This window comes from Gammaproteobacteria bacterium, assembly GCA_034522055.1.
Classification (GTDB): Bacteria; Pseudomonadota; Gammaproteobacteria; order JAABTG01; family JAABTG01; genus JAABTG01.
This window is the reverse complement of record JAXHLS010000002.1, coordinates 466,269-490,335: the sequence shown is the minus strand read 5'-3', so window position 1 is coordinate 490,335 and position 24,067 is coordinate 466,269. Positions and strand designations below refer to the sequence as shown.

General features: G+C 66.0%; 25 protein-coding genes. 20 read left to right on the top strand and 5 right to left on the bottom strand.

Features of this window, described 5'->3' with window-relative positions:
• Positions 1 to 18: 18 nt before the first annotated feature.
• Complete coding sequence (locus U5S82_02385) at positions 19 to 432, bottom strand: PilZ domain-containing protein (protein ID MDZ7750516.1); 414 nt, start codon at positions 430 to 432, stop codon at positions 19 to 21.
• Between the two features lie 180 nt (positions 433 to 612).
• Between U5S82_02385 and U5S82_02380 the strand changes: the two genes are divergently transcribed.
• The 5 genes from U5S82_02380 to U5S82_02360 all read left to right on the top strand — a co-directional run bounded on the left by U5S82_02380 (position 613) and on the right by U5S82_02360 (position 3,865).
• Positions 613 to 1,446 (top strand): thymidylate synthase, encoded by an 834-nt coding sequence (locus U5S82_02380; protein MDZ7750515.1) that lies wholly within the window; start codon positions 613 to 615, stop codon positions 1,444 to 1,446.
• A gap of 4 nt (positions 1,447 to 1,450) precedes the next feature.
• The gene (locus U5S82_02375) at positions 1,451 to 1,951 is read left to right on the top strand and encodes a dihydrofolate reductase (protein ID MDZ7750514.1); all 501 of its coding nucleotides are present in this window, start codon (positions 1,451 to 1,453) and stop codon (positions 1,949 to 1,951) included.
• 61 nt (positions 1,952 to 2,012) lie between these two features.
• Positions 2,013 to 2,564 carry an RNA polymerase sigma factor gene (locus U5S82_02370; protein MDZ7750513.1) on the top strand — a complete coding sequence of 184 codons (552 nt, stop codon included), beginning with the start codon at positions 2,013 to 2,015 and terminating at the stop codon, positions 2,562 to 2,564.
• Complete coding sequence (locus U5S82_02365) at positions 2,561 to 3,292, top strand: hypothetical protein (protein MDZ7750512.1); 732 nt, start codon at positions 2,561 to 2,563, stop codon at positions 3,290 to 3,292. Before U5S82_02370 ends, U5S82_02365 begins: the two co-directional genes overlap by 4 nt.
• Before the next feature lie 102 nt (positions 3,293 to 3,394).
• A complete protein-coding gene (locus U5S82_02360) occupies positions 3,395 to 3,865 on the top strand; it encodes a DsrE family protein (GenBank protein MDZ7750511.1) in 471 nt (156 codons plus the stop codon).
• Positions 3,866 to 4,234: 369 nt separating this feature from the next.
• Here U5S82_02360 and U5S82_02355 read toward each other — a convergent pair whose 3' ends face one another.
• The 3 genes from U5S82_02355 to U5S82_02345 all read right to left on the bottom strand — a co-directional run bounded on the left by U5S82_02355 (position 4,235) and on the right by U5S82_02345 (position 6,994).
• Positions 4,235 to 5,077, bottom strand: coding sequence for a symmetrical bis(5'-nucleosyl)-tetraphosphatase (locus tag U5S82_02355; GenBank protein ID MDZ7750510.1), 843 nt, complete (start codon positions 5,075 to 5,077; stop codon positions 4,235 to 4,237).
• Positions 5,078 to 5,185: 108 nt separating this feature from the next.
• Positions 5,186 to 5,569 carry a Co2+/Mg2+ efflux protein ApaG gene (gene apaG / locus U5S82_02350; protein MDZ7750509.1) on the bottom strand — a complete coding sequence of 128 codons (384 nt, stop codon included), beginning with the start codon at positions 5,567 to 5,569 and terminating at the stop codon, positions 5,186 to 5,188.
• Positions 5,570 to 5,608: 39 nt separating this feature from the next.
• On the bottom strand, positions 5,609 to 6,994 hold the full coding sequence (locus tag U5S82_02345) for a lysine 2,3-aminomutase (GenBank protein MDZ7750508.1): 1,386 nt from the start codon (positions 6,992 to 6,994) through the stop codon (positions 5,609 to 5,611).
• Between the two features lie 491 nt (positions 6,995 to 7,485).
• Here U5S82_02345 and U5S82_02340 point away from each other — a divergent pair, with 491 nt between their 5' ends.
• The 15 genes from U5S82_02340 to U5S82_02270 all read left to right on the top strand — a co-directional run bounded on the left by U5S82_02340 (position 7,486) and on the right by U5S82_02270 (position 22,790).
• On the top strand, positions 7,486 to 9,765 hold the full coding sequence (locus U5S82_02340) for an LPS-assembly protein LptD (GenBank protein MDZ7750507.1): 2,280 nt from the start codon (positions 7,486 to 7,488) through the stop codon (positions 9,763 to 9,765).
• Between the two features lie 21 nt (positions 9,766 to 9,786).
• The gene (locus U5S82_02335; GenBank protein MDZ7750506.1) at positions 9,787 to 11,070 is read left to right on the top strand and encodes a peptidylprolyl isomerase; all 1,284 of its coding nucleotides are present in this window, start codon (positions 9,787 to 9,789) and stop codon (positions 11,068 to 11,070) included.
• Between the two features lie 32 nt (positions 11,071 to 11,102).
• The gene (pdxA, locus tag U5S82_02330; GenBank protein MDZ7750505.1) at positions 11,103 to 12,083 is read left to right on the top strand and encodes a 4-hydroxythreonine-4-phosphate dehydrogenase PdxA; all 981 of its coding nucleotides are present in this window, start codon (positions 11,103 to 11,105) and stop codon (positions 12,081 to 12,083) included.
• 21 nt (positions 12,084 to 12,104) lie between these two features.
• Positions 12,105 to 12,917 carry a 16S rRNA (adenine(1518)-N(6)/adenine(1519)-N(6))-dimethyltransferase RsmA gene (gene rsmA / locus U5S82_02325; GenBank protein MDZ7750504.1) on the top strand — a complete coding sequence of 271 codons (813 nt, stop codon included), beginning with the start codon at positions 12,105 to 12,107 and terminating at the stop codon, positions 12,915 to 12,917.
• A gap of 559 nt (positions 12,918 to 13,476) precedes the next feature.
• Entirely contained in the window at positions 13,477 to 14,892 is a 1,416-nt protein-coding gene (locus U5S82_02320) for a form I ribulose bisphosphate carboxylase large subunit (GenBank protein MDZ7750503.1), read from the top strand.
• A gap of 48 nt (positions 14,893 to 14,940) precedes the next feature.
• Complete coding sequence (locus U5S82_02315; GenBank protein MDZ7750502.1) at positions 14,941 to 15,285, top strand: ribulose bisphosphate carboxylase small subunit; 345 nt, start codon at positions 14,941 to 14,943, stop codon at positions 15,283 to 15,285.
• A gap of 283 nt (positions 15,286 to 15,568) precedes the next feature.
• Positions 15,569 to 17,743, top strand: a complete 2,175-nt coding sequence (locus U5S82_02310) for a CsoS2 family carboxysome shell protein (protein ID MDZ7750501.1) — start codon at positions 15,569 to 15,571, stop codon at positions 17,741 to 17,743.
• A gap of 8 nt (positions 17,744 to 17,751) precedes the next feature.
• Positions 17,752 to 19,314 (top strand): carboxysome shell carbonic anhydrase, encoded by a 1,563-nt coding sequence (locus tag U5S82_02305; protein MDZ7750500.1) that lies wholly within the window; start codon positions 17,752 to 17,754, stop codon positions 19,312 to 19,314.
• Positions 19,314 to 19,565, top strand: coding sequence for a carboxysome peptide A (locus tag U5S82_02300; protein ID MDZ7750499.1), 252 nt, complete (start codon positions 19,314 to 19,316; stop codon positions 19,563 to 19,565). Before U5S82_02305 ends, U5S82_02300 begins: the two co-directional genes overlap by 1 nt.
• The gene (locus U5S82_02295) at positions 19,565 to 19,843 is read left to right on the top strand and encodes a carboxysome peptide B (protein ID MDZ7750498.1); all 279 of its coding nucleotides are present in this window, start codon (positions 19,565 to 19,567) and stop codon (positions 19,841 to 19,843) included. Before U5S82_02300 ends, U5S82_02295 begins: the two co-directional genes overlap by 1 nt.
• 64 nt (positions 19,844 to 19,907) lie before the next feature.
• Entirely contained in the window at positions 19,908 to 20,222 is a 315-nt protein-coding gene (locus U5S82_02290) for a BMC domain-containing protein (protein ID MDZ7750497.1), read from the top strand.
• A 45-nt stretch (positions 20,223 to 20,267) separates the two neighbouring features.
• Positions 20,268 to 20,570 carry a BMC domain-containing protein gene (locus tag U5S82_02285; protein ID MDZ7750496.1) on the top strand — a complete coding sequence of 101 codons (303 nt, stop codon included), beginning with the start codon at positions 20,268 to 20,270 and terminating at the stop codon, positions 20,568 to 20,570.
• A 41-nt stretch (positions 20,571 to 20,611) separates the two neighbouring features.
• Positions 20,612 to 21,088, top strand: a complete 477-nt coding sequence (locus U5S82_02280) for a ferritin-like domain-containing protein (protein MDZ7750495.1) — start codon at positions 20,612 to 20,614, stop codon at positions 21,086 to 21,088.
• Between the two features lie 30 nt (positions 21,089 to 21,118).
• Positions 21,119 to 21,427, top strand: a complete 309-nt coding sequence (locus U5S82_02275; GenBank protein ID MDZ7750494.1) for a 4a-hydroxytetrahydrobiopterin dehydratase — start codon at positions 21,119 to 21,121, stop codon at positions 21,425 to 21,427.
• Positions 21,428 to 21,797: 370 nt separating this feature from the next.
• The gene (locus U5S82_02270; protein ID MDZ7750493.1) at positions 21,798 to 22,790 is read left to right on the top strand and encodes a LysR substrate-binding domain-containing protein; all 993 of its coding nucleotides are present in this window, start codon (positions 21,798 to 21,800) and stop codon (positions 22,788 to 22,790) included.
• Positions 22,791 to 23,304: 514 nt separating this feature from the next.
• Here U5S82_02270 and U5S82_02265 read toward each other — a convergent pair.
• A complete protein-coding gene (locus U5S82_02265) occupies positions 23,305 to 23,838 on the bottom strand; it encodes a hypothetical protein (GenBank protein MDZ7750492.1) in 534 nt (177 codons plus the stop codon).
• Positions 23,839 to 24,067: the final 229 nt, after the last annotated feature.

Below are 24,067 nucleotides of genomic sequence, written 5' to 3'. Positions count from 1 at the left end.
CCGAGCGCGCAGCCGTTGTCAGTCCACCGCGGCGGGGAAGTCCTTGGCGAAGTTGGCTATCCATTCCAGGGCTGCCGCCTCGTCGCTGAGTTCTCTGCCCTCCAGGGCGTTCACCCGGCGGCGGTACTCGTCGATATGGCAGATCTGCTCCACCATACGCGCCCGATAGGCGGACTCGGCGCTGGGGAGGGTGACGCCCACCTCGAAGTGATTGTTCACGGGCCTGCACCAGGCCACCAGACCCTGGTCCTCGAAGGCGGGGCGGGTGATGGGGATGCGAATGGTGAGCAGGGACCCCACCTGCCAGCATTCTGCGGCGGCGAACCACAATCCACCACCATCGCCGGTGGCCGTGACCTCCGGATCGGGTGCGCGCGCGGCCAGGGAGACCTCGATGGGAATGTGCGCCGGGTGACGAATAAAACCTTTCATACTCTGGACCACTCTGGTCCCGGGAATACGGTGCCGGGTAAATAGCTCTCCCGATCTCCTGAGACGGCTTTCGTTGCCGCCCGCTGCCGGGTTTCTGAAGCTGGCTGACTGCCTTGTTATGTTTACATCATATATAGAAGAACATTCTATTCCTGTCATGGTTCATTTAATCTCTGTGAAATGCGTCAATATTTGGACTTGATGAGTCGCGTGCGCCACCAGGGCGTGCGCAAGGAGGACCGCACGGGGACGGGAACCCTGAGCGTCTTCGGCCACCAGATGCGTTTCGACCTGGCGGCGGGCTTCCCGCTGGTGACCACCAAGAAGCTGCATTTGCGCTCCATCATCCACGAGCTCCTGTGGTTTCTCAAGGGAGAGACCAACACGGCCTACCTCAAGGCCCATGGGGTCTCCATCTGGGACGAGTGGGCGGATGCCAACGGCGACCTGGGGCCCGTCTATGGCCGTCAGTGGCGTTCCTGGGCCACCCCGGACGGCGGGACCATCGATCAGATCGCCCAGGCCGTGGACCAGCTGCGCAGCAATCCGGATTCACGCCGTATCATGGTGTCGGCCTGGAACTGTGCCGATCTCCCCGACGAGGGCGTCTCGCCCCAGGAGAACGTGGCCCGCGGCCGCATGGCCCTCGCCCCCTGCCACGCCTTTTTCCAGTTCTACGTGGCCCAGGGGCGCCTATCCTGCCAACTCTACCAGCGCAGCGCGGATATTTTCATCGGCGTGCCTTTCAACATCGCCTCCTATGCCCTGCTCACCCTGATGATGGCTCGGGTCACGGGGCTCGAGGCAGGGGATCTCGTCCATACCCTGGGGGATGCCCATCTCTATCTGAACCATCTGGAACAGGCGGACGAACAGCTCGCCCGTGAGCCGCGTTCCCTGCCCACCATGGTCATCAACCCGGCCGTCCCGTCCCTGTTCGACTTCGTGTTCGAGGATTTCGACCTCCAGGGTTACGACCCCCATCCCCATATCAAGGCGCCGGTGGCGGTGTGAGACGGTGAGGCTGTCCCTCATCGCCGCGGTGGACCGCAACGGTCTCATCGGCGCCGGCCGGCATCTGCCCTGGCGCTTGCCTGCCGATCTGCGGCGCTTCAGGCAGATCACCATGGGCCATCCCATCGTCATGGGCCGTGCCACCTGGGATTCCCTGGGCCGCCCCCTGCCGGGCCGGGAGAACGTGGTGGTGAGCACCAGGCTGGCCCTGGATACCCCGGGCGCCACCGTGGTGCGGTCCGTGGACGCGGCCATCCTGGCCGCCAGTCGCGCCAACGAGGCCATGGTGATCGGTGGCGCCACCCTCTACGCCCAGACCCTGCCCCGGGCCGAACGCATCTACCTGACCCGGGTGGAGAGTGAATTCGAGGGCGACGTGTTCTTTCCCCGCTTCGACGAGACGGACTGGGTGGAGGTGGCCCGCGAGCCCCATCCTGCAGACGACGAGAATCCCTGGTTCTACGCCTTCACGATCCTGGAGCGCAAGGACCCCGGCGGCGCCTGAGAAGGGAATAAATCCCGACCCTGGCCCGTCTTACTGTTATGTTGGGACAACGCCTTACACCGTGATCGGTTTCCTGCAACGCCGCCTCTCCGTGCGACGGGCCTTGGAGAGCGCGCGCCCGCGACTCTACCGGCTGGCCTGGTCCTGGTGTCACGATGCCGACGAGGCCAACGACGTGGTGCAGGAGGCCTGCCTCAAGGCCATGGAACGCACCGCTCAGCTCAGGGACCCGGCCAAGACCGAACAATGGCTGGTGAAGATCATGTCCAATGTCTTTCTGGATCGGGTGCGGGCGCGTCGTGAACACATGGATATCACGGCCATGGAACTGGAGGCTGCGGACGATGGTCCGCTGGAAGCGGCCCAGCGCAGCCACGCGGTGGACCAGGTGCGTGCCGCCATCGCGGAGTTGAGCGTGGACCAGCGCATGGTCCTCACCATGGTGGATCTGCAGGATTTCTCCTATGCCGAGGTGAGCGAGGCCCTCGATATTCCCGTGGGCACGGTGATGAGCCGCTTGTGTCGTGCCCGCAGGCGCTTGAAAGAGCAATTGTTATTGCAGGCGGCCATACCCCGTTCCGCCGTGGCCGGACACCTGAGGCGCGTCAAATGAGCACAGATGACATGGATCTTTCCGACGAGTCCCTCAACGCCATCGTGGATGGTGAGTATCCCATGCACGAGCAGGCGGAACTCATGGCCGTGGTGCAGGCCCATGCCTCCCATAGCAACCGCCTGTGCGCCCTGCGTTCCCTCAAGGTTATGGTGCAGAACGCCTATGCGGAAGTGCCGGCCCCGGCCGGCGGGAATCGCCGACGCCGGCGTGTCGGTCTCATGGGGGTCGCGGCTTCGCTGGTCCTGGGGCTGGCTGCCGTTCTCGGTGTGGGTCTGTACGGTGACGCCCGGCAGGCGGAGCGCTTCGTGGTCCTCGATGCCGATGGCCGCGGCCAGCGCCCGGCGGTGGCGGAAGACCGGGAGACACGCATCGTGTTCCACCTGCTGGATGGGGACATGGATAAGGCGGGCGAACTGCTCGACGAGATCGAGACCCTGCTGGCAGATTACCGCCACCGCAACGCCGCGCTGCGCGTCGAGGTGGTGGCCCACAGCGATGGCCTGGCCCTGTTGCGCCGGCGCCTGTCCAGCCATCAGGAACGTGTCGCCAGCCTGGCCGAGGCCTACCCCAACCTGGCCTTCGTCGCCTGCAGTAATACGGTGCGCCGGCTGCGGGTGGAGAAGGGGCTGGAGGTGACCCTGGTGCCCGAGGCCCGTGAGACGGCATCCGGCGTGACCCATGTGGTTAAGCGCCAGCAGGAGGGATGGGCCTATATCAAGGTTTGATGGTTCCAAAGGCCATGACCTTTAGACGGTGAGGTCGTGGTGCCCCATGGTACGGGGATGAGTCGACACCGCACCATAAACAGTTGTTTGGAGGATATAGCAATGAACAAGACATTCGTAATGTTAGGGGCCGCAGTCATGTGGGCCATGATGGGTATCGGTGGTGCCGTGGCCTATGAGAAACAGAAGGTGGTCTACCACATCAATTATGACGACCCCAAGACCCAGGCCGGCGCCCTGCGCAACATCCAGAACCACATCAACGCGGTGGGCAAGGAAAATTTGGAGCTGCGAGTGGTGATGCACGGCAACGGCCTGTCGCTGCTGCTCGATCCGGACATGAAGGGTGAGGCCACCCTGGCGGCCAATGCCACTCCCCAGATGCAGGCCAAGGTGGCCGGTCTCAAGGACCAGGGCATCACCTTCAAGGTGTGCGCCAATACCCTCAAGGGCAAGAAGGTCACGGACCCCGAGAATCAGCTCTACGATTTCACCAAGGCGGACATCGTGCCGAGCGGCGTGGCCGAGCTGGCCGCCCTCCAGGCCCAGGGTTTCACCTATATCAAGCCCTGATCCGCAAACCGGTTTCCCGGGCGGTAGGATACGGCTGCCCGGGACCTTGACGGCCCGCCTCGTGCGGGCTTTTTTTGGCTCGTCAGCAGAATTCGTGGGTGAATGTTTCGCTCGCGGTGAGCAGGCTGTCGGGATGAATCCCGACCTACAAAAAGCGTAACCGCGAAAGACGCGAAATGACGCGAAAAGGGAGAAGGTCAGAGGCGTAGGTCGGCTGCTCTTGGCAGCCGACGGAAACTCGGCGCTTTGCGGGCGCGGATGTCGGTTGCCGAGAGCAACCGACCTACAGACTGAAGCCCGACACACACCCCCACCGCCCATTCCTTTGGCACGGATGTAGGTCGGGATTCATCCCGACAATCAAACCCTTCAGGCCTTGAGGTCGGGGCGGGAAAAGCGCGGGCAATGGAAGTCGAAGCGGCGTCCGTCCTCCAAGCGCAGGGCCGTCAGCCGGCCGCCCCACAGACAGCCCATGTCCAGGGGGTGGACGCGCAGGGCGGGGTCCGGTAGCGGGGCCAGGGCCAGGGTGGACCAGTGGCCGAAGATGATGGGCTCGCCCGCACTGGCGCGGCCCGGCACGGCGTACCAGGGCATCAACGGCGGCGGGACGTCGGTGGGCGGGCGTTTCTCAGCCAGGTCCATGCGACCATGGGTGTCGCAGTAGCGCAGGCGGGTGAAGACGTTGGTGATGCAGCGCAGGCGATCCCAGCCCGTCAGATCCTCGTTCCAACGGCTGGGCCCATCGCCGTACATGTGGGCCAGGAATTCCCCGTGGCCTGTCCCGCGCAGTACCTCATGGAGTTCGGCGGCGAGGCGTTCGGCATCCGCCACATTCCATTGGGGGACCAGACCGGCGTGGACCAGGGTATAGCCATGGCCGCGATGTATCAGGGGCCGATGGCGTAGCCAGTCCAGCAGTTCGTCGCGGTCGGGGGCCTGCAGAATGGCGTCGAGGGTGTCTTTCTTCTTCGGCTTGTGCTCGGGGCGCGCGGCCACGGCCAGCAGATGCAGGTCGTGGTTGCCGAGTACGGTGACGGCGGCGTCACCGAGGTCTCGCACCAGGCGCAGGACCTCCAGGGAATGGGGGCCGCGGTTCACCAGATCCCCCGTGAACCACAGCCGGTCGCCGGCGGTATCGAAGCGGATGGCCTCCAGCAGCGCGAGCAGCGGGTCGTGGCACCCCTGGATGTCGCCGATGGCGTAGGTGGGCATCAGGCCGCTACCGTGGCGACGATGCGGTGACCGCCCGGGGTACTGTGGATATCGTCCATGGCGCGGATGGCCCGGCCCGGCTGACATCGGCCGGGCACCTCACTTCGGTCAATGCAGGGTATGGGGCACCGCCAGGGAAAAGGCGGGGATGACGGCTTCGAACTCGCTGCCGTCGTCGGCGCGCATGAAATACTCGCCGCGCATGCTGCCCACCGGGGTCTCTATGAGGGTGCCGCTGGTGTACTGGAACTGCTGACCGGGTTGCAGATGAGGCTGCTGACCCACTACGCCTTCCCCGTTCACCTCCTGGACCTGACCCTCGGCGTCGGTGATGACCCAGTGCCTGGACAGCAATTGGGCGGCGATGCTGCCGGTGTTGGAGATGGTAATGGTATAGGCGAAGGCGTAACGGTCGCTGCCCGGATCGGACTGCTCGGGCAGGTAGACGCTTTCCGCGTGCACATCGATGCTGTAGCTGTGTTCGTCTGACATTAAAGTGAGTGCCATGGTGGTGTGAGTACCGGATCGGGCTCAGCCAAGGTCCCGCGGTGTGGGGGGGCGAGCCGGCTGCTGAAAGAAGAAGGCCTCTTCGCCGAAGGCCGGGCGCAGGTCGTCCAGCCAGGTGGCGCCGTCATCGTAACGAGCGAAAAAGGGCCGTTGCACCCAGCGGGGGTCGCGGGCCTGGATGAACCGCAAGACGAACACCTTCTCGCCATGGATCTCTGCCACGCCCTGGATCTCTACCTTGCCGGGACTGGCGCTCATGGATGGACCGCGCGCGGTGCGTGCGAGGCCGGATACCCGGCTGATGGCCGTGCGGTAGACATCCCACGCCCGTGCCAGGGGCACCTCGAAGTAACGCCGCGCGCCGGTGTCCCGTTCCACGAACATATAGTACGGGATCATGCCGAGCCTCACCTGGGTGCGCCACATGCGGGACCACACTCCGGGATCGTCGTTGATGTTGGCCAGCAGGGGGGCCTGGGTGCGGATCTCCGCCCCGGTGTCGCGGATGCGCCGGATGGCCTCGCGGGCGATGGGTGTCTCCATCTCCCGCCAATGATTGAAATGGGCCATGAGGGCGAGGTGGCGGCCGCTGCGCACGGTCTTCTCGAACAGGCGCAGCAGATCGTCGGCGTCGTCGTCGGTGACGTAACGCTGGGGCCAGAAGGTCAGCGACTTGGTGCCGATGCGGATGTGCTGCACGTGTTCCAGGGATGGCTGGAGCAGGCCCGCCAGGTAGTCGGCCAGGTGCCGGGTCTTCATCACCATGGGGTCGCCACCGGTGATCAGAAGGTCTGATACCTCGTGGTGGCGGCGCAGATACTCGTGCAGCAGCCCCGCCTCCTTGGCGGAGAAGCGCAGGGTGGTGTCGCCCACGAACTGGGCCCAGCGGAAGCAGAAGGTGCAGTAGGAATGGCAGGTCTGGCCGTGGCTGGGGAAGAACAGCACGGTCTCCCGGTACTTGTGCTGCAGGCCCGGCACCCGCTCGCCGTCCAGATCAGGCACGTTGAGTTCCTGCTGGTCCCCGGGGTGAGGATTGAGCCCCTGACGGATCTCATGGGCCACCGCGCGCCGTTCACTGCGGTCGCCCGCGCGCCTGTGGACCTCCGCCATGCGTTGGAAGTCCGCGTCGGAGAGCATGCCGCGCTGGGGAAAGGTGAGCTGGAACACCGGATCCTCGGGGGCCCGGTCCCAGTCGATGAGGACGTCCGTCACGTAGCGGTTGACGCGGAAGGGCAGCACGTCCGCCACTATCTTCATGTCGGCTACCAGTTCCTGCGGCAGGCCATGCAGTTGGGTAATGCGATCCAGGTGGCGCTCGGTATAGACCTCATAGCGGCTGGGTACGCCCGGCCAGGGCGCGTATGCCGCGGCATTACTTTTCGTTCTCTGCAGGGCAGTTTCGTAGGGCATGATTCGATTCGGGTAGTTGGCGGTTGAACGGTCCGGTAGGGACTCCCCGCTGGCGGAGGTCCCGCCTGCGGCCGCTCAGGGATACTTGGGTACCCGGGCCATTGCCTGCCTGTCCAGCCCCCAGCCCACTAGCGGCGGGCGGTGCGCAAGCACGGGTGCCGGCGGTCAACCGGGACGATCCAAGTCAGCAACCTTAACATTGGAGCGGGTGGCCATCAAACCGGCTATGTCATTGTTTTGCGGTTCGATGGCCCGTCCGAGGGGCACCGCGCCGGATGGCCGGGCCGGCGTCGTGGGTCGCGAGCGTGGGTAACGCCAGGGGCCCCACCGGATGATGGAACGGCCGGCATCGGGTCTCTGCGCCCGCTGGCCGGACGGTCCCGCGTGCCCGTACGCCCCGCCCTCGGGTGCCTGAACTGCCGGAATTGCCGAACACCTTAAACTGTGCGATGTTAGCCGCCTCTTAAGTCATCACAATCAGAACTCTCCCAGTGAGCCATCGCGATTACCTGCTTGCGGTCGCCATCGCGGCGGCGGCGTATATGCCGTATCACACCGTGGCTGCGGCGGATTGGTCGCTTTGTGTCGACCAGGAGGTGGTGCCGCCGCGCCCGCCATGGGAGGGCGATGCGGGTCTCCTCGATGCCGGGGCACTGGAGTTGTTCGCGGACGAGGCGGTCCTCGAACGCGACGGCATATCCACCCTGCGCGGCGACGTGCGGGTGCTGCGGGACGGCGACCGGCTCCATGGCGGCCTCGTGGTCTACGATCGCGATGCCGACGCCATGGATATCGGGGATACCGTGCGCTACTGGAGCAGCGACCTCTATCTCAGCGGCAGCCGCGCCCACTACGAGTTCGGCACCGGCGAGGCGTGGCTGGATGACGTGACCTTCCGTCTCGGCCAGGAACATGCGCGGGGTACCGCCGACACCGTGAGGCTGAGCACCGCTGACGTGCTGCTAATGGAGCGCATGACGTATACGACTTGTTCGCCCGGCGCGGTGGATTGGGAAATCGGGGCCGCCAGCGTCGAGATCGACCGTGATGCCGACGTGGGTGTGGCGAGGCACGCCAAACTGGAATTCAAGGGCGTGCCCATTCTCTATACGCCCTATCTCAGCTTCCCCCTGAGCGATACCCGCAAGAGCGGTTTCCTGGCCCCCACCATCGGTCAGTCCACCGAGACCGGCTTGGACGTGACCATTCCCTACTACTGGAACATCGCCCCCGAGCGGGACGCCACCCTGGCGCTACGGCACATGTCGGACCGGGGTACCCTGTTCCAGGGCGAATACCGCTACCTGGTGGATGACGGCCACGACGGCGAGGGCCTGTTGAACCTCGAATATCTGCCGGATGACGACGAGTTCGGTGCGGATCGCAGCCTCATTGCCCTGGAGCACCGGCAGCGGCTCAATCCTTACTGGCGTACCCGGGTGGATTTCACCAACCTGTCGGACGGTGAATACCTGAATGACCTGGGCACCGATCTGGCGGTATCCAGCACCCGCTTCCTGCGTCGCCACGCCGAACTCGGCTATGCGAGATACGGCTGGAACGTAATCGGACGCGTGGAACACTTTCAGATCCTCGACGACAGCATTCGCCAGGCCAGCCGGCCCTACCGCCGCCTGCCCCAATTGCGCGCCACCTATTCCAAACTCTTCGACGACCGTCGCCTGCGATTCGACTTCACTGGCGAGGCGGTGAACTTCGATCAGGATGACCGCGTCGAGGGCGGGCGCTACCATCTGGCCCCCACCCTGAGTTACCAGTATCGCACCCCTGGTACCTTCCTGGTGCCCAAGCTGACCTTAAATTACACAGCCTATGACCTGAGCAACCGCCAGGCTGGCGAGCCCGCCTCGCCGGATCGTACGGTGCCGGTGGCGAGCGTCGACAGCGGCCTGGTGTTCGATCGCCCCTTCACCTGGGGCGGCAGCGGGTTCATCCATACCCTGGAACCCCGGCTGTTCTATCTCTATGCCCCCGAGCGCAATCAGGATGACCTGCCCCTGTTCGACACCGGCGAGTTCTCCTTCAACTTCGCGCAACTGTTTCGCGAGAACCGCTTCAGCGGCGTCGACCGCATCAACGATGCCAATCAGGCCACCGTGGCCCTCACCAGCCGCGTGATCGGGCACGACGGCGGCGAGCGCTTGCGCGCCAGCGTCGGCCGCATCTACTTTTTTTCGGACCGTGAGGTCACGCGGCGGCCCAATGATCCACCCCTCACCGCCGACAGTTCCGATGTGGTGGCGGAGCTGGCCGCCGACTTCGCCCGGCGCTGGCGCCTGCGTGGTGGGATCCAGTGGGACGAGGAAAACGATTGGGTGGAGAAGGGAACTACTCAGCTGCGTTACCAGCCTAACGAAGAGGCGGTGGTCAACCTTGCCTACCGTTTCGTACGGGACAGCCGTGACGAGCGGGACCGGCGCTTCAAGGACCGTACCATCGAGCAGACGGATGTCTCCGCCCGCTGGCCCATCGGTGTCTCCACCGCCCTGGTGGGGCGTTGGAACTACGAGATCACTAATGACCGCACCCTGGACTCCTTCGTCGGCGTGGAATACGAGAACTGTTGCTGGGGCATACGGGCGGTGGCGCGCCGCTTCCTCAAGGATGGTGATATCGTGGGCGCCGGCACGGACACCGATTACTCCACGGGTTTCTTCGTGCAACTTCAGTTGAAGGGGCTGGCCGGCATCGGCAGCGAGGCCGCGTCCTTCCTCGAAAAGCAGATCCCCGGATATCAAAACACCTTCTAGCAGGCCCTTGCCTCATAATTGATGAAACGCATTCTGTACACCGTAATCCTGTTGTTACCCCTGTGGGCCGTCGCCCAGGGCAATGTCCGTGAGCTCGACCGCATCGTCGCCGTGGTGAACGACGACGTCATCATGAAGAGCGAACTCGAGCACGCCGCCCGCAGTGTGCTCGCCGACCTCCGGCAGAAGGGCACCCGTCCGCCGCCGGATGCGGTGCTGCTGCAGCAGGTCCTGGACAAGCTGGTGATGGAACGCCTGCAGCTCCAGGAGGCCGAGAAGCTCGGCGTCGTCGTGGACGACGAGCTGGTGAACCGCGCCGTGGCGAGCGTGGCGGCGCGTAACGGCCTGACGGTGGCCCAGTTCCGGGAGGTGCTGGAGCGAGACGGCTTCGATTTCGCGGGCTTTCGTGAGGAACTCAAGGAGCGCTTGACCATGGAGCAGGTGGCACGGCGCCAGGTGGACCGGCGCATCCGCGTCACCGACCGCGAGCTGCAGGATTATCTCAGCCTGCAGGAAGAGACCGCCGGCGGGCGCGAGTACAAGCTGGGTCACATCCTGGTGTCGGTGCCGGAAGCCCCGACGCCGGAGGAACTGGCCACCGCCCGCGAAACCATCGCGGGCCTGCTGGAGCGGGCGCGGGCCGGCGAGGATTTCCGTGCCCTGGCGGTGGCCCATTCCGACGGCCAGAATGCCCTGGAGGGTGGCCAGATGGAGTGGCGGGAACGGGACCGCCTGCCGTCCCTGGTGGGGGACGTGATGGCCGATATGGGGGCCGGCGACGTCACGGATGTGCTGCGCAGTTCCAGCGGTTTCCATATCTTCAAGGTGCTCGATGTGCGCGAAGGCGAGCGCACCATGATTACCCAGACCAAGGCTCGCCATATCCTGTTGCGGCCCGATGAACTCACATCGGGCGATGACGTGCGCATCCGGCTGGCGCAGCTCAAGGATCGCATCGAGGGCGGGGACGATTTCGCCGAACTCGCCCGTTCCCATTCCCAGGACCGGGGTTCGGCGGTCAACGGCGGTGACCTCGGCTGGGTGAACCCCGGTGACACGGTGCCCCAGTTCGAGCGTGTGATGGACGACCTCGCGCCGGGGGAGATCAGCGAGCCCTTCGAGTCGCCCTTCGGCTGGCATATCGTCCAGGTGCTGGAGCGCCGCGACCACGACAGCACCGAGGAGGTGCGCAAGGCCAAGGCGCGAGAGGAACTGCGCAACCGCAAGCGGGGCGAGGAGATGGAGGCCTGGTTGCGTCGCCTGCGGGACGAGGCCTATGTGGAAAACCGGCTGTTCGACGAATAGTCATCGCACTTCGGTGACCCGTGGGTGATGTAGTGGCAGAGCCGCTTCCGGTGGTATTCACTCCCGGCGAGCCGGCGGGTATCGGCCCCGACCTGGCGTTGATGATGGCGCGTGACGGCAGCGACGTGCCCTGGGTTGCCATCGCCGATCCGGACCTCATGGCGGCGCGGGCGCGGCGTCTCGACATCCCGGTGGAGGTGCTGGTGCACGATGCGGCCGAGCCCCCCCCTCCGACTCGTCCCGGGGTCTTGCGCGTGGTTCCTGTCCCGTGTCCCGTCCCCGTGGTCCCGGGCCACCTCGACCCCCGCAACGGCGCCTACGTCCTGGAGACCCTGGCGCAGGCGGTGGATGGCTGCCTGGCCGGCGACTTCGCGGCCCTGGTCACCGGGCCCGTGCACAAGGGCAACATCAACGAGTCGGGGGTGGCCTTCACCGGCCATACCGAGTTCCTGGCGGCGCGCTGCGGCGTCCCCCAGGTGGTGATGATGCTGGTGGGCGGCAACCTACGGGTGGCCCTGGTGACCACCCATCTGCCCCTGGCCGAGGTGCCCCGGCATATCACCCCGGAGCGCCTGGAGGCGGTGGTGCGGATCCTGGTGGCGGAACTCGGGAAGCGTTGTCGCCTGCCCCATCCCGCCGTGCGGGTCCTCGGCCTCAATCCCCATGCCGGCGAGGGTGGCCATCTCGGCATGGAGGAGATCGAAGTCATCGAACCGGTGCTTAATCGCCTGCGGGCCGAGGGTATGCGCTTGGAGGGGCCGGTGCCCGCGGATACCGCCTTCACACCCGCCGGCCTGGCCGATGTCGACGTGGTGCTGGCCATGTATCACGACCAGGGACTGCCGGTGCTCAAGCACGTCGGTTTCGGGGCGGCCGTCAACGTCACCCTCGGCCTGCCCTTCGTGCGCACCTCGGTGGATCACGGCACCGCGCTGGCCCTGGCGGGCAGCGGGCACATCGACGACGGCAGCCTCAAGGCCGCCATGGCACTGGCGGCTAGCCTGAGCGGCTGAAGCCGCTCAGGCAGCGCCAACATGCGCGCTAGAAAGCGCTTCGGCCAGCACTTCCTCCACGACCAGGGGGTGGTGGAACGCATGCTGCGCGCCCTGGCTCCGGCGCCGGCGGATCGGGTGGTGGAAATCGGGCCGGGACCGGGGGCTCTGACCTACCCGTTGCTGGACCATGTGCCGGCCCTGGACGTGGTGGAACTGGATCGTGACCTGGCGGCGCGCCTGGAGGCGCACCCGGCCGCCGCCGCCGGGCGCCTGCGGGTGCACCGTGGCGACGTGCTGCGGTTCGACTTCGGTGCCCTGGCCGGCCCGGCTGCGGGCCTGCGACTGGTGGGTAACCTGCCCTACAACATCTCCACCCCCCTGTTGTTCCATCTCTTCGACCAGCTCGATGCGATCCGCGACATGCATTTCATGCTGCAACGGGAAGTCGTGGCTCGTATGGCCGCGGCGCCGGGGTCGAAGACCTATGGCCGGCTGTCGGTGATGGTGCAGTACCACTGTCGGGTGGAACGTCTGTTCGGTATCGGGCCCGGGGCCTTCACGCCGCCGCCGCGGGTGCACTCCGAGGTGGTGCGTCTGGTGCCCCATGCCGAGCCACCGGTGACGGTGGTCGACCCCGAGAGCCTCCAGCGGGTGGTGCGCGCGGCCTTTGGCCAGCGCCGCAAGACCCTGCGCAATGCCCTCCAGGGCCTGGTGGATGCCGAGGCCATGGCGGCGGCCGGTATCGACCCCGGCCAACGCCCGGAACGGCTGTTCCTGGCCGACTTCGCGCGGCTCGCCGATCTGGCCGCGGACTATCCCGCGGCGCCAGCTCCGACACCATCCCGCCCCTGAAGGGCGGTTCGGCGGTGGATGGGTCCAGGATCGGTGCGTTTTATACACGGTGCCTCCAGACGCCGCTGTCATAGACGAAGATCCATGTAAGACACGTTCAATATCGATTTCCAAAACGATGTCCCGGTCCGGATACTCGTGCGCCAGTATTCGGGTCAGGGCATGCGATGTGGATATTCACCGGTTACCACCGCCTCCGTCGCCGAGCGGGGGGCGGCGGATTCTGTCAACGGTGATGTCGGCCGGCGTTTTCCAGATCCTTTTCGCTGTGCTCGGCCGCGGTCGCTAAGTCACCCTCGTACTCCAGATGGTCATCTCGGGCCGCAGGCCCGCCAGCGGCCTTGTCCGCATCGTCATCCAGATGGCCGCTTCCCGGGTCACTCCCCACCCTGCTGGCGCGGATGGCCTGACGACAGGCGCATCTATAGATGAATCCACATGGGTGACATCGAATACATCGATTTCTAATGATAGTTCCCAGGCGCTAACGTTACCGGACGTTTAAGGGTCAGGCGTATTCCCGAAACCGAAGAAGGCGAGAAAACCACAGGAGCTGACGATGAGTGTGAAGACCTATGACGCGGGTGTTAAAGATTACCGGCAGATGTACTGGACCCCGGACTATGTGCCCCTGGATACCGACCTCTTGGCCTGTTTCAAGTGCACCGGCCAGCCGGGCGTGCCACGGGAAGAGGTAGCGGCGGCGGTGGCGGCCGAGTCCTCCACCGGTACCTGGACCACGGTGTGGTCCGATCTCCTCACGGATATCGAGTACTACAAGGGCCGGGCCTATCGTATCGAGGACGTGCCCGGCGACTCCGAATCCTTTTATGCCTTCATCGCCTATCCCCTCGACCTCTTCGAGGAAGGCTCCATCACCAACGTGCTCACCTCCCTGGTGGGCAACGTGTTCGGCTTCAAGGCCCTGAAGCACCTGCGCCTCGAGGATCTCCGTTTCCCCATCGCCTATATCAAGACCTGCATGGGCCCGCCCAACGGCATCACCGTCGAGCGCGACAAGCTCAACAAGTACGGGCGCCCGCTGGTCGGCGGTACCATCAAGCCGAAGCTCGGCCTGTCGGCCAAGAACTATGGCCGTGCGGTGTATGAATGCCTGCGCGGTGGTCTCGATCTGACCAAGGACGACGAGAACGTCAACTCCCAGCCCTTCATGCGCTGGCAGAACCGTTTCGAGTTCGTGGCCGACGCGGTACTCACCGCCCAGCAGGAGACCGGCGAGCGCAAGGGCCACTATCTCAACGTCACCGCCCCCGACCCCGAGCAGATGTACGAGCGCGCCGAATTCGCCAAGTCACTCGGCATGCCCATCATCATGCACGACTTCCTCACCGGTGGCTTCACGGCCAATACCGGCCTGGCCAAGTGGTGCCGCAAGAACGGCATGCTGCTGCACATCCACCGCGCCATGCACGCAGTCATCGACCGCCACCCCAAGCACGGCATGCATTTCCGGGTGCTGGCCAAGTGCCTGCGGCTGTCCGGCGGCGACCACCTCCACACCGGCACCGTGGTGGGCAAGCTGGAGGGTGACCGGGCCTCGACCCTGGGCTTCGTGGACCAGCTTCGTGAGTCCTTCGTACCCGAGGACCGCAAGCGCGGCATCTTCTTCGACCAGGACTGGGGCTCCATGCCCGGTCTGTTCGCCGTGGCCTCCGGCGGTATCCACGTGTGGCACATGCCGGCCCTGGTCGCCATCTTCGGCGACGACTCCGTCATGCAGTTCGGCGGCGGCACCCAGGGCCATCCCTGGGGCAACGCGGCCGGTGCCGCGGCCAACCGCGTCGCCCTGGAGGCCTGCGTCAAGGCGCGCAACCAGGGCCGCGAGATCGAGAAAGAGGCCCGCGACATCCTCATAGAGGCGGGCAAGCACAGCCCCGAACTGGCCATCGCCCTCGAGACATGGAAGGAGATCAAATTCGAGTACGAGACCGTGGACAAGCTGGACGTGGGCTGAACCGCGACCGCCACGACAATCTTCACAGACGGATAGAGGAAAAACGACATGCCAATGACCACTGAAATGGGTGATTACCAAACTGTCAGCACCCTGGAGACCTTCGGCTTCCTGCCGCCCCTGACCCAGGAGGAGATCTACGACCAGGTGGCCTACATCCTGGCCCAGGGCTGGACCCCCGCCATCGAGCACGTCCACCCGGCCAATGCCATGCGCAATTACTGGACCATGTGGAAGCTGCCCTTCTTCGGCGAGACCGCGCTGGACCACGTGGTAGCGGAGCTGGAGGCCTGCCATCGCAACTACCCGGACCACCACGTGCGCCTCATCGGCTACGACAACTACACCCAGAGTCAGGGCAGCGCCTTCGTGGTGTTCGAGGGTCGCCGCTGAGGGCGGTGGGTACACCACGTCAAAACCAACGGGGGATTCCATGGCACAGACCAAACTAGAGCTGACGTCGAGCGCCCGCGAGGCCGCCATGGCCCGGCGCCGGGCCCAGTCGACTCAAGGCAAGCGCAGCATCACGGGGGGGACTGATCGCACCCGCGGTGTGGTTGCGGGCGCCGTTGCGGCGCCATCGCCACCGCCTGCGCCCGCCACTCCCGTGGCGAGGCCTGAGCCATCCCCCCGGCCCTCTGCCGGGTCATCCCCACGGACCCCCAGGCGGGCACCGATGGTCTCATCCGCCGGTTCCACCCGGGAAGTCGCCCGCCGCCGCCGTGCGGCTCTGGCGGAGGCGGGGCGAAAGGCGGAGGCCACTCGGGATCGTACCCGGGCCGACGCCATCGCCCCCTCGCGCGGGAGTCGTGCCGAGGCCGTCAAAGAGCAGGCCGGCAAGAAGGGTGACTGTGGTTGTGGTTGCAAGGGCGAGGGACGGGAGTCCACTGCACCAGTCCCCGCCCCCGAGCGACGGGCGTCCCTGACGCCCACCTCCAGGACATCCCCCGGACGCGGTCAGCCGCGGCGGGTCAACGCCACCATGCCAGCGGCCCGCGCCGCATCCAAGGCGCGGCGGGCGGCCCAGTCGGCCACCGGCAAGAGCGCGTCCGCCAGCCCTACCTCCATGGCGGGTATCGCCCGCCAGGCCAATCCCAGTATGTCGACTCGCGAGCTGGCGCAATCCATTCGCGAGCAGCGCAGCCGCAACGGCCGCTCCTCCAGCACCAAGAGTGCCCCCTGTGGCCGGGTGCGTTCCTCACGCACCGCCGGGGATCGCGGAGACCGGGGTGCCCAGGATGCCACCTGGAAGGTGGGTACCAGCGAAACCGGCGGCGGCCAGACCGTCACCGGCACCCGGGTGGGGCGTGCCAAGGGGGTGACCGGCGACGAGCCGAGTACCTGTCGTGCGGTTACCGGTACCGAATACATGGGGGCCGACATCTTCCGGGAGTTCTGTCAGACGGATCCCCAGCGGAGCCCCCTGAAGGTGGGGATCAGTCCCACCACCCGAGGGAATCGCGTGACCGGCAACGAGGTGGGGCGCTCCAGCCACGTCACCGGCGATGAGCCGGGTACATGCAAGAACGTCACCGGCACCGAGTATCTGTCCCCCGATCAATTCGACACCTACTGCGGTATCCGTCCCGCGCCCGGGCCGGCCAAGGTGAGCCGCACCCAGACCGCGGGTGGCGAGCGGGTGTCGGGCGTCATGGTGGGCCAGTCTTCGAAGGTCACCGGAAACGAGTACGGCGCCGGGGTCAAGACCACCGGCTCCCAGTATACCCAGCCCCAGGAGACCCAGTCCCAGGGCCGTGGGAAACGGGGTGGGGTGCCGCCCAAGGTGGGCACCTCCACGACCTTCACGGGTGGGACCGTGACCGGTACCCGCACCGGCCGCAGCGAGCGCGTGACGGGTGACGAGCCCGGCAGCTGCAAGCGCGTCACCGGCGACGAGTACGTGGACCTCAATCAGTACGAGGCCTTCTGTGCCAGCCGCCCCGAGCCGTCTCCGCCCAAGGTGGAGCAGACCCATACCCTGGTAGGGCGTACCGTCACCGGCACCCGCACCGGACGCGCCACCAACGTCACGGGCGATGAGCCGGGCACCTGCAAGTCCATCACCGGCACGCCCTACGGCCCCGCCGAGGATTACGAGACCTTTTGTGCGCCCCAGGCGAGGCCGACGGCCATGGCCCGTGCCCAGCGCCGCAGCGGCCCCGTGCCGGGGGCGAACCTGACGGGCATCCAGCCCGGCGTCGGTGGCGGTATGACGGGCGCCGAGCGCGGGGCCTGTGAGCCGGTTTCCGGTACGCCTTACGTGGGCAGCGATGATTTCGGGGCCACCTGTGGGGCCCTGCCCGGGCAGGAGGATTTCCCCCAGGCCCTGGATGGCGCGCCGTGGCAGAGCTTCAGCGTTGAGTCCCCCGCCCGCATGGCCCATCAGGCACGGGCCCAGGGTGGCGTCACCGGCACTCGCTACGAGCAGGGTCAGATCACCGGCGCCTTCAACATGGGCACCGGCAAGGTGACCGGCACCGAGGAGTTCCGTTTCGACCACCGCCGCGCCGGTAATGCCAACCTGATGGACATGGCCCCGGCATCACCCGGAACCGCGAAGGCAGGAGCCGTCGCCCCCGCCGCCGAGGAGAAGCCTCGAGTGACGGGCGAGGGGCAGTCGGCGGGCCTCAAGATCACCGGCGATGACTGGGACCGCAATGAGCGGGTGACCGGCACCGAGGGCACCTCCGCCATGCGCCGGAATCCCACCCGGCGGGGCGGGCCCACCTCCGTCATGTTGCCGCCCAAGCGGAACCAGGAGGCCCCGGAGCCCGTGTCCCTGGTGACCGGCAGCGCCGGCACCACCGATAAAGGTTCTCTCATCACCTATTCGGGCGGCGCCCGGGGTTGAAGGCGACGATGCTCCCTGCTTCCCACCAGCCCGGTAGCAGTGGCCCGCGCCGCGAGGTCACGGCACCCTTGGCGCCGCCCCGCGCCGATCGAGTGCGTCCGGCGCGCCCGCGGGAGGGCCTGGCCCCGGCCGCCGGGACGGCGGTGCGTCCGGGTGCCGTGCGGGTGCCCGGGGGTGGGATCCATCCGCTGACGGACACGGCGCGCAATCGCGCCCTCCATGCCTACGAGAGCCGGGTCAAGGAGGCCTTCGACTGCATCGTGCCGACCCTGCGGCGCATCTCCGCCCTTCAGCACGAGGGCGCCTTCGAGGCCATGGCCCAGGACATCGCCCGCGAACGTCTGGGTTTCGAACTGCCCGGCACCATCCTGGCGGATGCCTGGGTGGACCAGCTGGACATGCGGCGTCTCTATGCCTGGTGCGTGTTCGAGACCTATCGTCGTTTTGCCGCGGACTTTTTCCACGCCGATCCCCTCGGCGGGCGGGATGGCGCCGGCTTCCAGGCCGCCCTCCAGGAGTGTGGCTTCCATGCCCTGGACGTCACCCCCTGCGCCGATGGCCGCCTGGCCCATGTGGTGAGTTACGTGCTGCGCCTGCCCTTCGGTGCGGTACGTCGCAAGTCCTACGCCGGGGCGATGTTCGATATCGAGGAAAACGTGGCCAAGTGGGTGGAGACCGAACTCATGCGGTTCCGTGGGGGCCGGCCCAATACCGCCGATGCCCCCACCCGCTACCTGAAGATGGTGGTCTACCACTACAGCACCAGCGACCCCTTCCACGAGGGCTGCGCCGCTCACGGTTCCGACACCGCGGCCGCGGCGCGTGCCGGCCTGGAGCGCCTGGAAAACTTCCAGCGCGCCATCCAGAACGGTTTTTGCTGTGGCGCCTCGGTGGATTTGCTGCTGGTGGGCATGGATACGGACAGCGACGCCATCCGCGTCCACGTCCCCGACGCCAAGGGCAATATCTCCCTGGAGCGGCCGCTGGACGCGGCGGACATCTACCGCGCGACCCTGGGCCTGCCGATGGCCGAGGCCCGCCAGCATATCTTCGAGGCGGTACGCAGTCATGCCCCCGGGGGGGTGGACGGCGGCATGGCCCGTTTCATCGGCCTGCTGGTGGAGCACAACATCTCCCAGATCGACTACGTGCGCGAGAATCACGGCGGGGCCTACACGGACATCGGCCACCGGGAGCGCTTCATCGGCGTGGGGATCGGCTTCGAGGAGATACAGCTGCGTAATCTCACTTACTTCGCTTACCTCGACACGTTGGAGGAGGGTGCGCCGAACATGGACGTGGGGGTGAAGATATTCCAGGGCCTGAACACCGCCCATGGCCTACCCATACCCGTCGTGGTGCGTTTCGATTATCACGGCGCGGTGCCGGGGGCGCGGCAGCGGGCCACGGCGCGCTGTGCACGGGTGAGCGCGGCCATAGGCGAGCGCTACCCCCGACTCGTGGATGCCGGCCTGCTGCACCTGCTGACCATGGTGCGCGACTGCGACGGCAGGGAGCCGCCCGAGCCCCAGTCCTGCACGGTGTTGGGGATGGCGGTGGAGAGTCACTGATGAAGATCGTCAAGGTCTTGAGGCCCCTGGTGGCCACCAACCGCATCCCCATGATGGAGCACAAACACCTCCAGGTGGTGCAGGACGGCAGTGCCCTGGCGGTGGCCGTGGACGCGGTGGGCGCCAAGCCGGGGGATTGGGTGATCTGCGTCGGTAGCTCTGCGGCCCGTGAAGCCGCGGGCAGCAAGGGGTATCCCAGCGATCTGACCATCGTCGGCATCATCGACCATTGGGAGGATGAAGAGGCCTGATGGACATATTCCGGGTGCGGGAGACGTTGGTCTGTACGGAACGCCACGCGGGGTTGGGCCATTCCCATCTGCGGGTGCTGGAGGACGCCAGCGGCAAGCTGGAGGTGGCCACGGACCCGGTGGGATCGCGGCCCGGGGACTGGGTGTTTACCGCCAAGGGCACCGCGGGCCGCTTTGCCCACGCGGATCCGGCCATTCTCACCGACATGGCCATCTGCGGGATCATCGATTACTGGTTGGACGATGAGATGGAGATGGTTGGGCAAGGGAGTGCATGAAGCAACAACTTGAGATTCAAGGCGACGAGGCCCCTCGGGCCTTCAACACGACAGGAGAGACGAGATGGCAAACGAGACCATGGGGATAGCCCTGGGGATGATCGAGACCCGGGGCCTGGTGCCGGCAATCGAGGCGGCAGATGCCATGACCAAGGCGGCGGAGGTGCGGCTCATCGGCCGCGAGTTCGTGGGTGGCGGTTATGTCACGGTGCTGGTGCGGGGCGAGACCGGTGCGGTGAATGCGGCGGTGCGCGCGGGGGCCGATGCCTGCGAGCGCGTGGGCGATGGCCTGGTGGCCGCCCACATCATCGCTCGCCCCCATAAGGAGGTGGAACCGGTGTTGCCATCGGGTACGCCGGAGTCCGGGAAGGCGGCATAACGCCGTCGGCCGTTAACTGATATTCGACAAGCGGAGAGAAGCAAGATGGCAAACGAGACCATGGGGATAGCCCTGGGGATGATTGAGACCCGGGGACTGGTGCCGGCGATCGAGGCGGCAGACGCCATGACCAAGGCGGCGGAGGTGCGGCTCATCGGCCGCGAGTTCGTGGGCGGCGGTTATGTCACGGTGCTGGTGCGGGGCGAGACGGGCGCGGTGAACGCGGCGGTGCGCGCGGGGGCCGATGCCTGCGAGCGCGTGGGCGATGGCCTGGTGGCCGCCCACATCATCGCCCGTCCCCATAAGGAGGTGGAGGCGGTGCTGCCCGACGGCAAGTCCGCGGCCTGAGCCATGGACCTGCACGTTGGTGACTACCGGCGCCCGTCGTCATGAGAAACGCACGGATTCACCCCCGTACCCTCGGCTACCTCGGCAGGGCCTTGAGCCTCGAGTTGTCGGCGGTCCAGCAGTACATGACCCAGGCCTCCCTGGCCGAGGCCTGGGAACTGCAGGATGCGGCTCGGCGTTTCCGCGAGGAAACCGTGGAGGAGATGCAGCACGCCCAACGCATTATCCAGCGCATGCTTGTGGACGGCGTCGCCCCCAACGCGTCGCAGTTGCGGCCGGCGGGTGTCGCCCGCAGCCTGCCGGAGTTGTTGCGTCAGGACATGGATCTGGAGTTGGAGATCGTCGGACTCTATGCCGATGCCGTGCAGTTCTGCCGGCGCATCGGCGACGGCGACCATGGAGAGTTCTTCGCGGCCTTGCTGGAGGAGGAACGCCACCACGCCCAGGAGATGGAGGCCTGGCTGGCATCCCTCGGGGTACCCTTGAAATCCACCGGGGCCGAACGTGCGTATTTCTGAAACATTACCAACCTTCAGGAGGCATGGCTCATGGTTCAGCCGTGGAAGCAACGCAAGCGCCCCGCCCGCCTCGAGCGCCGGCTAGAGTTCGAGGATTACGAGACCACGCGTGAGTTCCTGGACCAAGCGGCCGAGCTGTCGGAGCAACGGGGCATCTACCCCGACCTCAGTTTCGGACGTACCTATGTGAACATCACCCTCCACCCGGAAGACGCGGACAGCGAAATCCCCGTGGAATTAGAGGATTTTGCCGCCGCATTGGATCGTATCCTCGAAGGCATGGACGGCTCATCCGGTGCCCCCTCCCGCCTTCGGGGCGTCGTCACCCCGGGTAGCTGAACCGCGAGTACTGCACCATGAACGACATGAAAGAAAAAGCGTCTGACCCTCAGACGCCCGGTACGCCGTCGAAACAACAGTCAGGCCCTGGCGGTGGAACCGCTTCCGGGGCAGGGAAGTCGGAGGGGGGCAGCGTGCCTCGTGCCAAAGGTGGGGTCGTCGCCCCCAAGACCCGGACCCGGACGACCCGCGCCGCCGGCGCAAAGCCTGGGCGTTCCGGCGCTTCGAAAGAAAGTGCGGCGGCCTCCGCTTCGAAGGACATGGACAGTTTTCCCTCGCGCTGCAGGGTATGGCCCGATTGACTTCGGTCGGCCATCGGGATGAAGGCCCCGCCGCCGCGGTGACGCCGACTTTGGGGGGCGCGCAAGCCATGAAAGACAATGGGTACCGTCATCCCAGTTTCGCCAGCAGCGGTGACCGTTTCGTCCGCCACACCACCCTGCGCCAGTTGCAGATCATGGAGGCAATCGTGCGCCTCGGCAGCTTCACACGGGCGGCGGAGGAGCTGTTTCTCACCCAGCCCACCGTATCGATGCAAGTCAAGAAGCTGGCCGACACCGTGGGCATGCCCCTGTTCCAGCCCGCCGGCCGCGGCGTGGAGGCCACGGACGCGGGGCGGGAGGTGTATGGAGCGGCCAGGGAGATCCTCAATTCCCTGGCGGAGCTGGAGACGCGGCTGGCGGATCTGGAAGGCCTCAAGCGGGGCCGGCTGCGCCTCGGTGTCATCACCACCGCGAAGTACTTCGCCCCCGAGATCCTGGGGGCCTTCTGCGAGCTCTATCCTGGCGTCGATGTTTCCCTCAAGGTGACCAACCTCGAGCGTATCCAGGAGCGCCTGATGGCCAACGAGGATGACCTATCCATCATTGGCGAGAGCCGGGTCGGCGAACTGGATGCGGAGATCATCCCTTTCGCACCCAATCCCCTGGTGATGGTGGCGCGGCGGGATCACCCTTTGGTGAAGGAACGAAATATTCCCCTGTCCCGCATTGCTCAAGAACAGTTCCTGCTACGGGAGCCCGGGTCGGGTATCCGGGGGGCGGTGATGAAGCGCTTCCAGGAGCAGGGCCTGCGCCCCAATGTACGCATGGAACTCGGCAGCAACGAGGCCATCAAGCACGCCGTCGTGGGGGGGCTCGGCATCTCAGCCCTGTCCCTGCACTCCTTCACCCTGGAGGGCCCCAACGGCCCCTTGGCCCTGCTGGACGTCGAGGGCTTTCCCATCCTGCGCTGCTGGCACCTGGCCCATCCCCGTAACCGCGATCTGTCCCTGGTGGCCAAGACCTTCCTGTCCTTCGCCATCTCCAGGGAGCCCGATATCCGCGCCCGCATGGAGTCTTTGCTTAAGGAGATGAGTCCTTGAGGGGGGGGAAAGGGAAATGGGAAACGGGAATGGTGAATAGGTTGTAGGTCGGGCTTCAGCCCGACAGCCGGCGGTGGGGTTCCGGCCCGGCCCGGGGTGTGCGCGGCGGGTTTGGATGTCGGGATGAATCCCGACCTGCATCCGTGCCGCTGGAACGAGCGGTGGGGGGTGTTTGTAGGTCGGGCTTCAGCCCGACAGCCGGCGGGTGGTACCGGCCCCGCCCGAAGTGCGCGCGGCGGGTTTGGATGTCGGGATGAATCCCGACCTACATCCGTGCCCCGGGAACCGTCGGTGGCGGCGCCCCTGTAGATCGGGCCGTAGGTCGGCTGCTCTTGGCAGCCGACAGGGGTCGGGGCGGAGTGTCGGGATGAATCCCGACCTACACATCCCTCGACCGGGCTACACTCCTGCCATTTCCCATTTCCCATTTCCCATTTCCCATTTCCCATTTCCCATTTCCCATTTCCCATTTCCCATTTCCCATTTCCCATTTCCCATTTCCCATTTCCCACTTTCAAGAAGCCATGGCACCAGCGGCATCCACCGGGGTGGCGGTGATGTGAGTCACGTAGCTGCCCAGGTTCACCAGGGTCACGCCCATCACCACGTCGAGCATCTGAGCGCGGCTGAAGCCTGCGTCCATGAGCTGTGCGGCGAGTTCTTCCGGCACCCAGCCTCGCCGTTCGGTCACCGCCTTGGTGAAGCGGCGCAGGGTTTGTAGGCGTCGATCGCCGATGGCCCGGTTCTCATTAATGGCGGCCGCCATCTCCGCACCGCGGGGGTCCTCGCTACGGGGGTATTCGAGGGTGCAATAGTGGCAGTTGTTGCTGTGGGCGGCGGTGAGATAGACCACCTGGCGTTCCAGGCTGTCGAGGGCGGAATCGGCAAACCGTGCCTGCAGCTGGGTGAAGGCTCCCAGAATGGCGTGGCTTTCGGCGAGGGTGTGCTCCAAGGGAGAGGCCGCCACTGTATCCTGGTCTGCCTGCTGCGGCGTGAAGGGCGTGGCCGCAGGACCTCTGTCCGTGGTTTGAGGGCTGAACTCGGTCATGATGGATTACCTCGGGGATGTGGAAAGTAAAGTTGAGCTTATTGCTTGGTTTTTTCGGGAGCAAGGGTTTCGGCGCCAGGAAAATCGGGAAATGACATCGGTTTTTCCGTGGGGTTAGATGGTTGCCCCGTTTGCTTGGGTGAATTATCGAAGTACCTCTATGAGTCATGCCCGCCGGGGTGTGGGGCCTCGGCGTGTCATAAACGGTGCCGGCGGATGCGGGAGAGCG

Coding starts and splice junctions, on each gene's coding strand:
- U5S82_02385 (MDZ7750516.1), bottom strand. CDS start 432: ATGAAAGGTTTTATTCGTCACCCGGCGCACATTCCCATCGAGGTCTCC.
- U5S82_02380 (MDZ7750515.1), top strand. CDS start 613: ATGCGTCAATATTTGGACTTGATGAGTCGCGTGCGCCACCAGGGCGTG.
- U5S82_02365 (MDZ7750512.1), top strand. CDS start 2,561: ATGAGCACAGATGACATGGATCTTTCCGACGAGTCCCTCAACGCCATC.
- U5S82_02360 (MDZ7750511.1), top strand. CDS start 3,395: ATGAACAAGACATTCGTAATGTTAGGGGCCGCAGTCATGTGGGCCATG.
- U5S82_02355 (MDZ7750510.1), bottom strand. CDS start 5,077: ATGCCCACCTACGCCATCGGCGACATCCAGGGGTGCCACGACCCGCTG.
- apaG (MDZ7750509.1), bottom strand. CDS start 5,569: ATGTCAGACGAACACAGCTACAGCATCGATGTGCACGCGGAAAGCGTC.
- U5S82_02345 (MDZ7750508.1), bottom strand. CDS start 6,994: ATGCCCTACGAAACTGCCCTGCAGAGAACGAAAAGTAATGCCGCGGCA.
- U5S82_02335 (MDZ7750506.1), top strand. CDS start 9,787: ATGAAACGCATTCTGTACACCGTAATCCTGTTGTTACCCCTGTGGGCC.
- rsmA (MDZ7750504.1), top strand. CDS start 12,105: ATGCGCGCTAGAAAGCGCTTCGGCCAGCACTTCCTCCACGACCAGGGG.
- U5S82_02320 (MDZ7750503.1), top strand. CDS start 13,477: ATGAGTGTGAAGACCTATGACGCGGGTGTTAAAGATTACCGGCAGATG.
- U5S82_02315 (MDZ7750502.1), top strand. CDS start 14,941: ATGCCAATGACCACTGAAATGGGTGATTACCAAACTGTCAGCACCCTG.
- U5S82_02310 (MDZ7750501.1), top strand. CDS start 15,569: ATGGTCTCATCCGCCGGTTCCACCCGGGAAGTCGCCCGCCGCCGCCGT.
- U5S82_02305 (MDZ7750500.1), top strand. CDS start 17,752: ATGCTCCCTGCTTCCCACCAGCCCGGTAGCAGTGGCCCGCGCCGCGAG.
- U5S82_02300 (MDZ7750499.1), top strand. CDS start 19,314: ATGAAGATCGTCAAGGTCTTGAGGCCCCTGGTGGCCACCAACCGCATC.
- U5S82_02295 (MDZ7750498.1), top strand. CDS start 19,565: ATGGACATATTCCGGGTGCGGGAGACGTTGGTCTGTACGGAACGCCAC.
- U5S82_02290 (MDZ7750497.1), top strand. CDS start 19,908: ATGGCAAACGAGACCATGGGGATAGCCCTGGGGATGATCGAGACCCGG.
- U5S82_02285 (MDZ7750496.1), top strand. CDS start 20,268: ATGGCAAACGAGACCATGGGGATAGCCCTGGGGATGATTGAGACCCGG.
- U5S82_02280 (MDZ7750495.1), top strand. CDS start 20,612: ATGAGAAACGCACGGATTCACCCCCGTACCCTCGGCTACCTCGGCAGG.
- U5S82_02275 (MDZ7750494.1), top strand. CDS start 21,119: ATGGTTCAGCCGTGGAAGCAACGCAAGCGCCCCGCCCGCCTCGAGCGC.
- U5S82_02270 (MDZ7750493.1), top strand. CDS start 21,798: ATGAAAGACAATGGGTACCGTCATCCCAGTTTCGCCAGCAGCGGTGAC.
- U5S82_02265 (MDZ7750492.1), bottom strand. CDS start 23,838: ATGACCGAGTTCAGCCCTCAAACCACGGACAGAGGTCCTGCGGCCACG.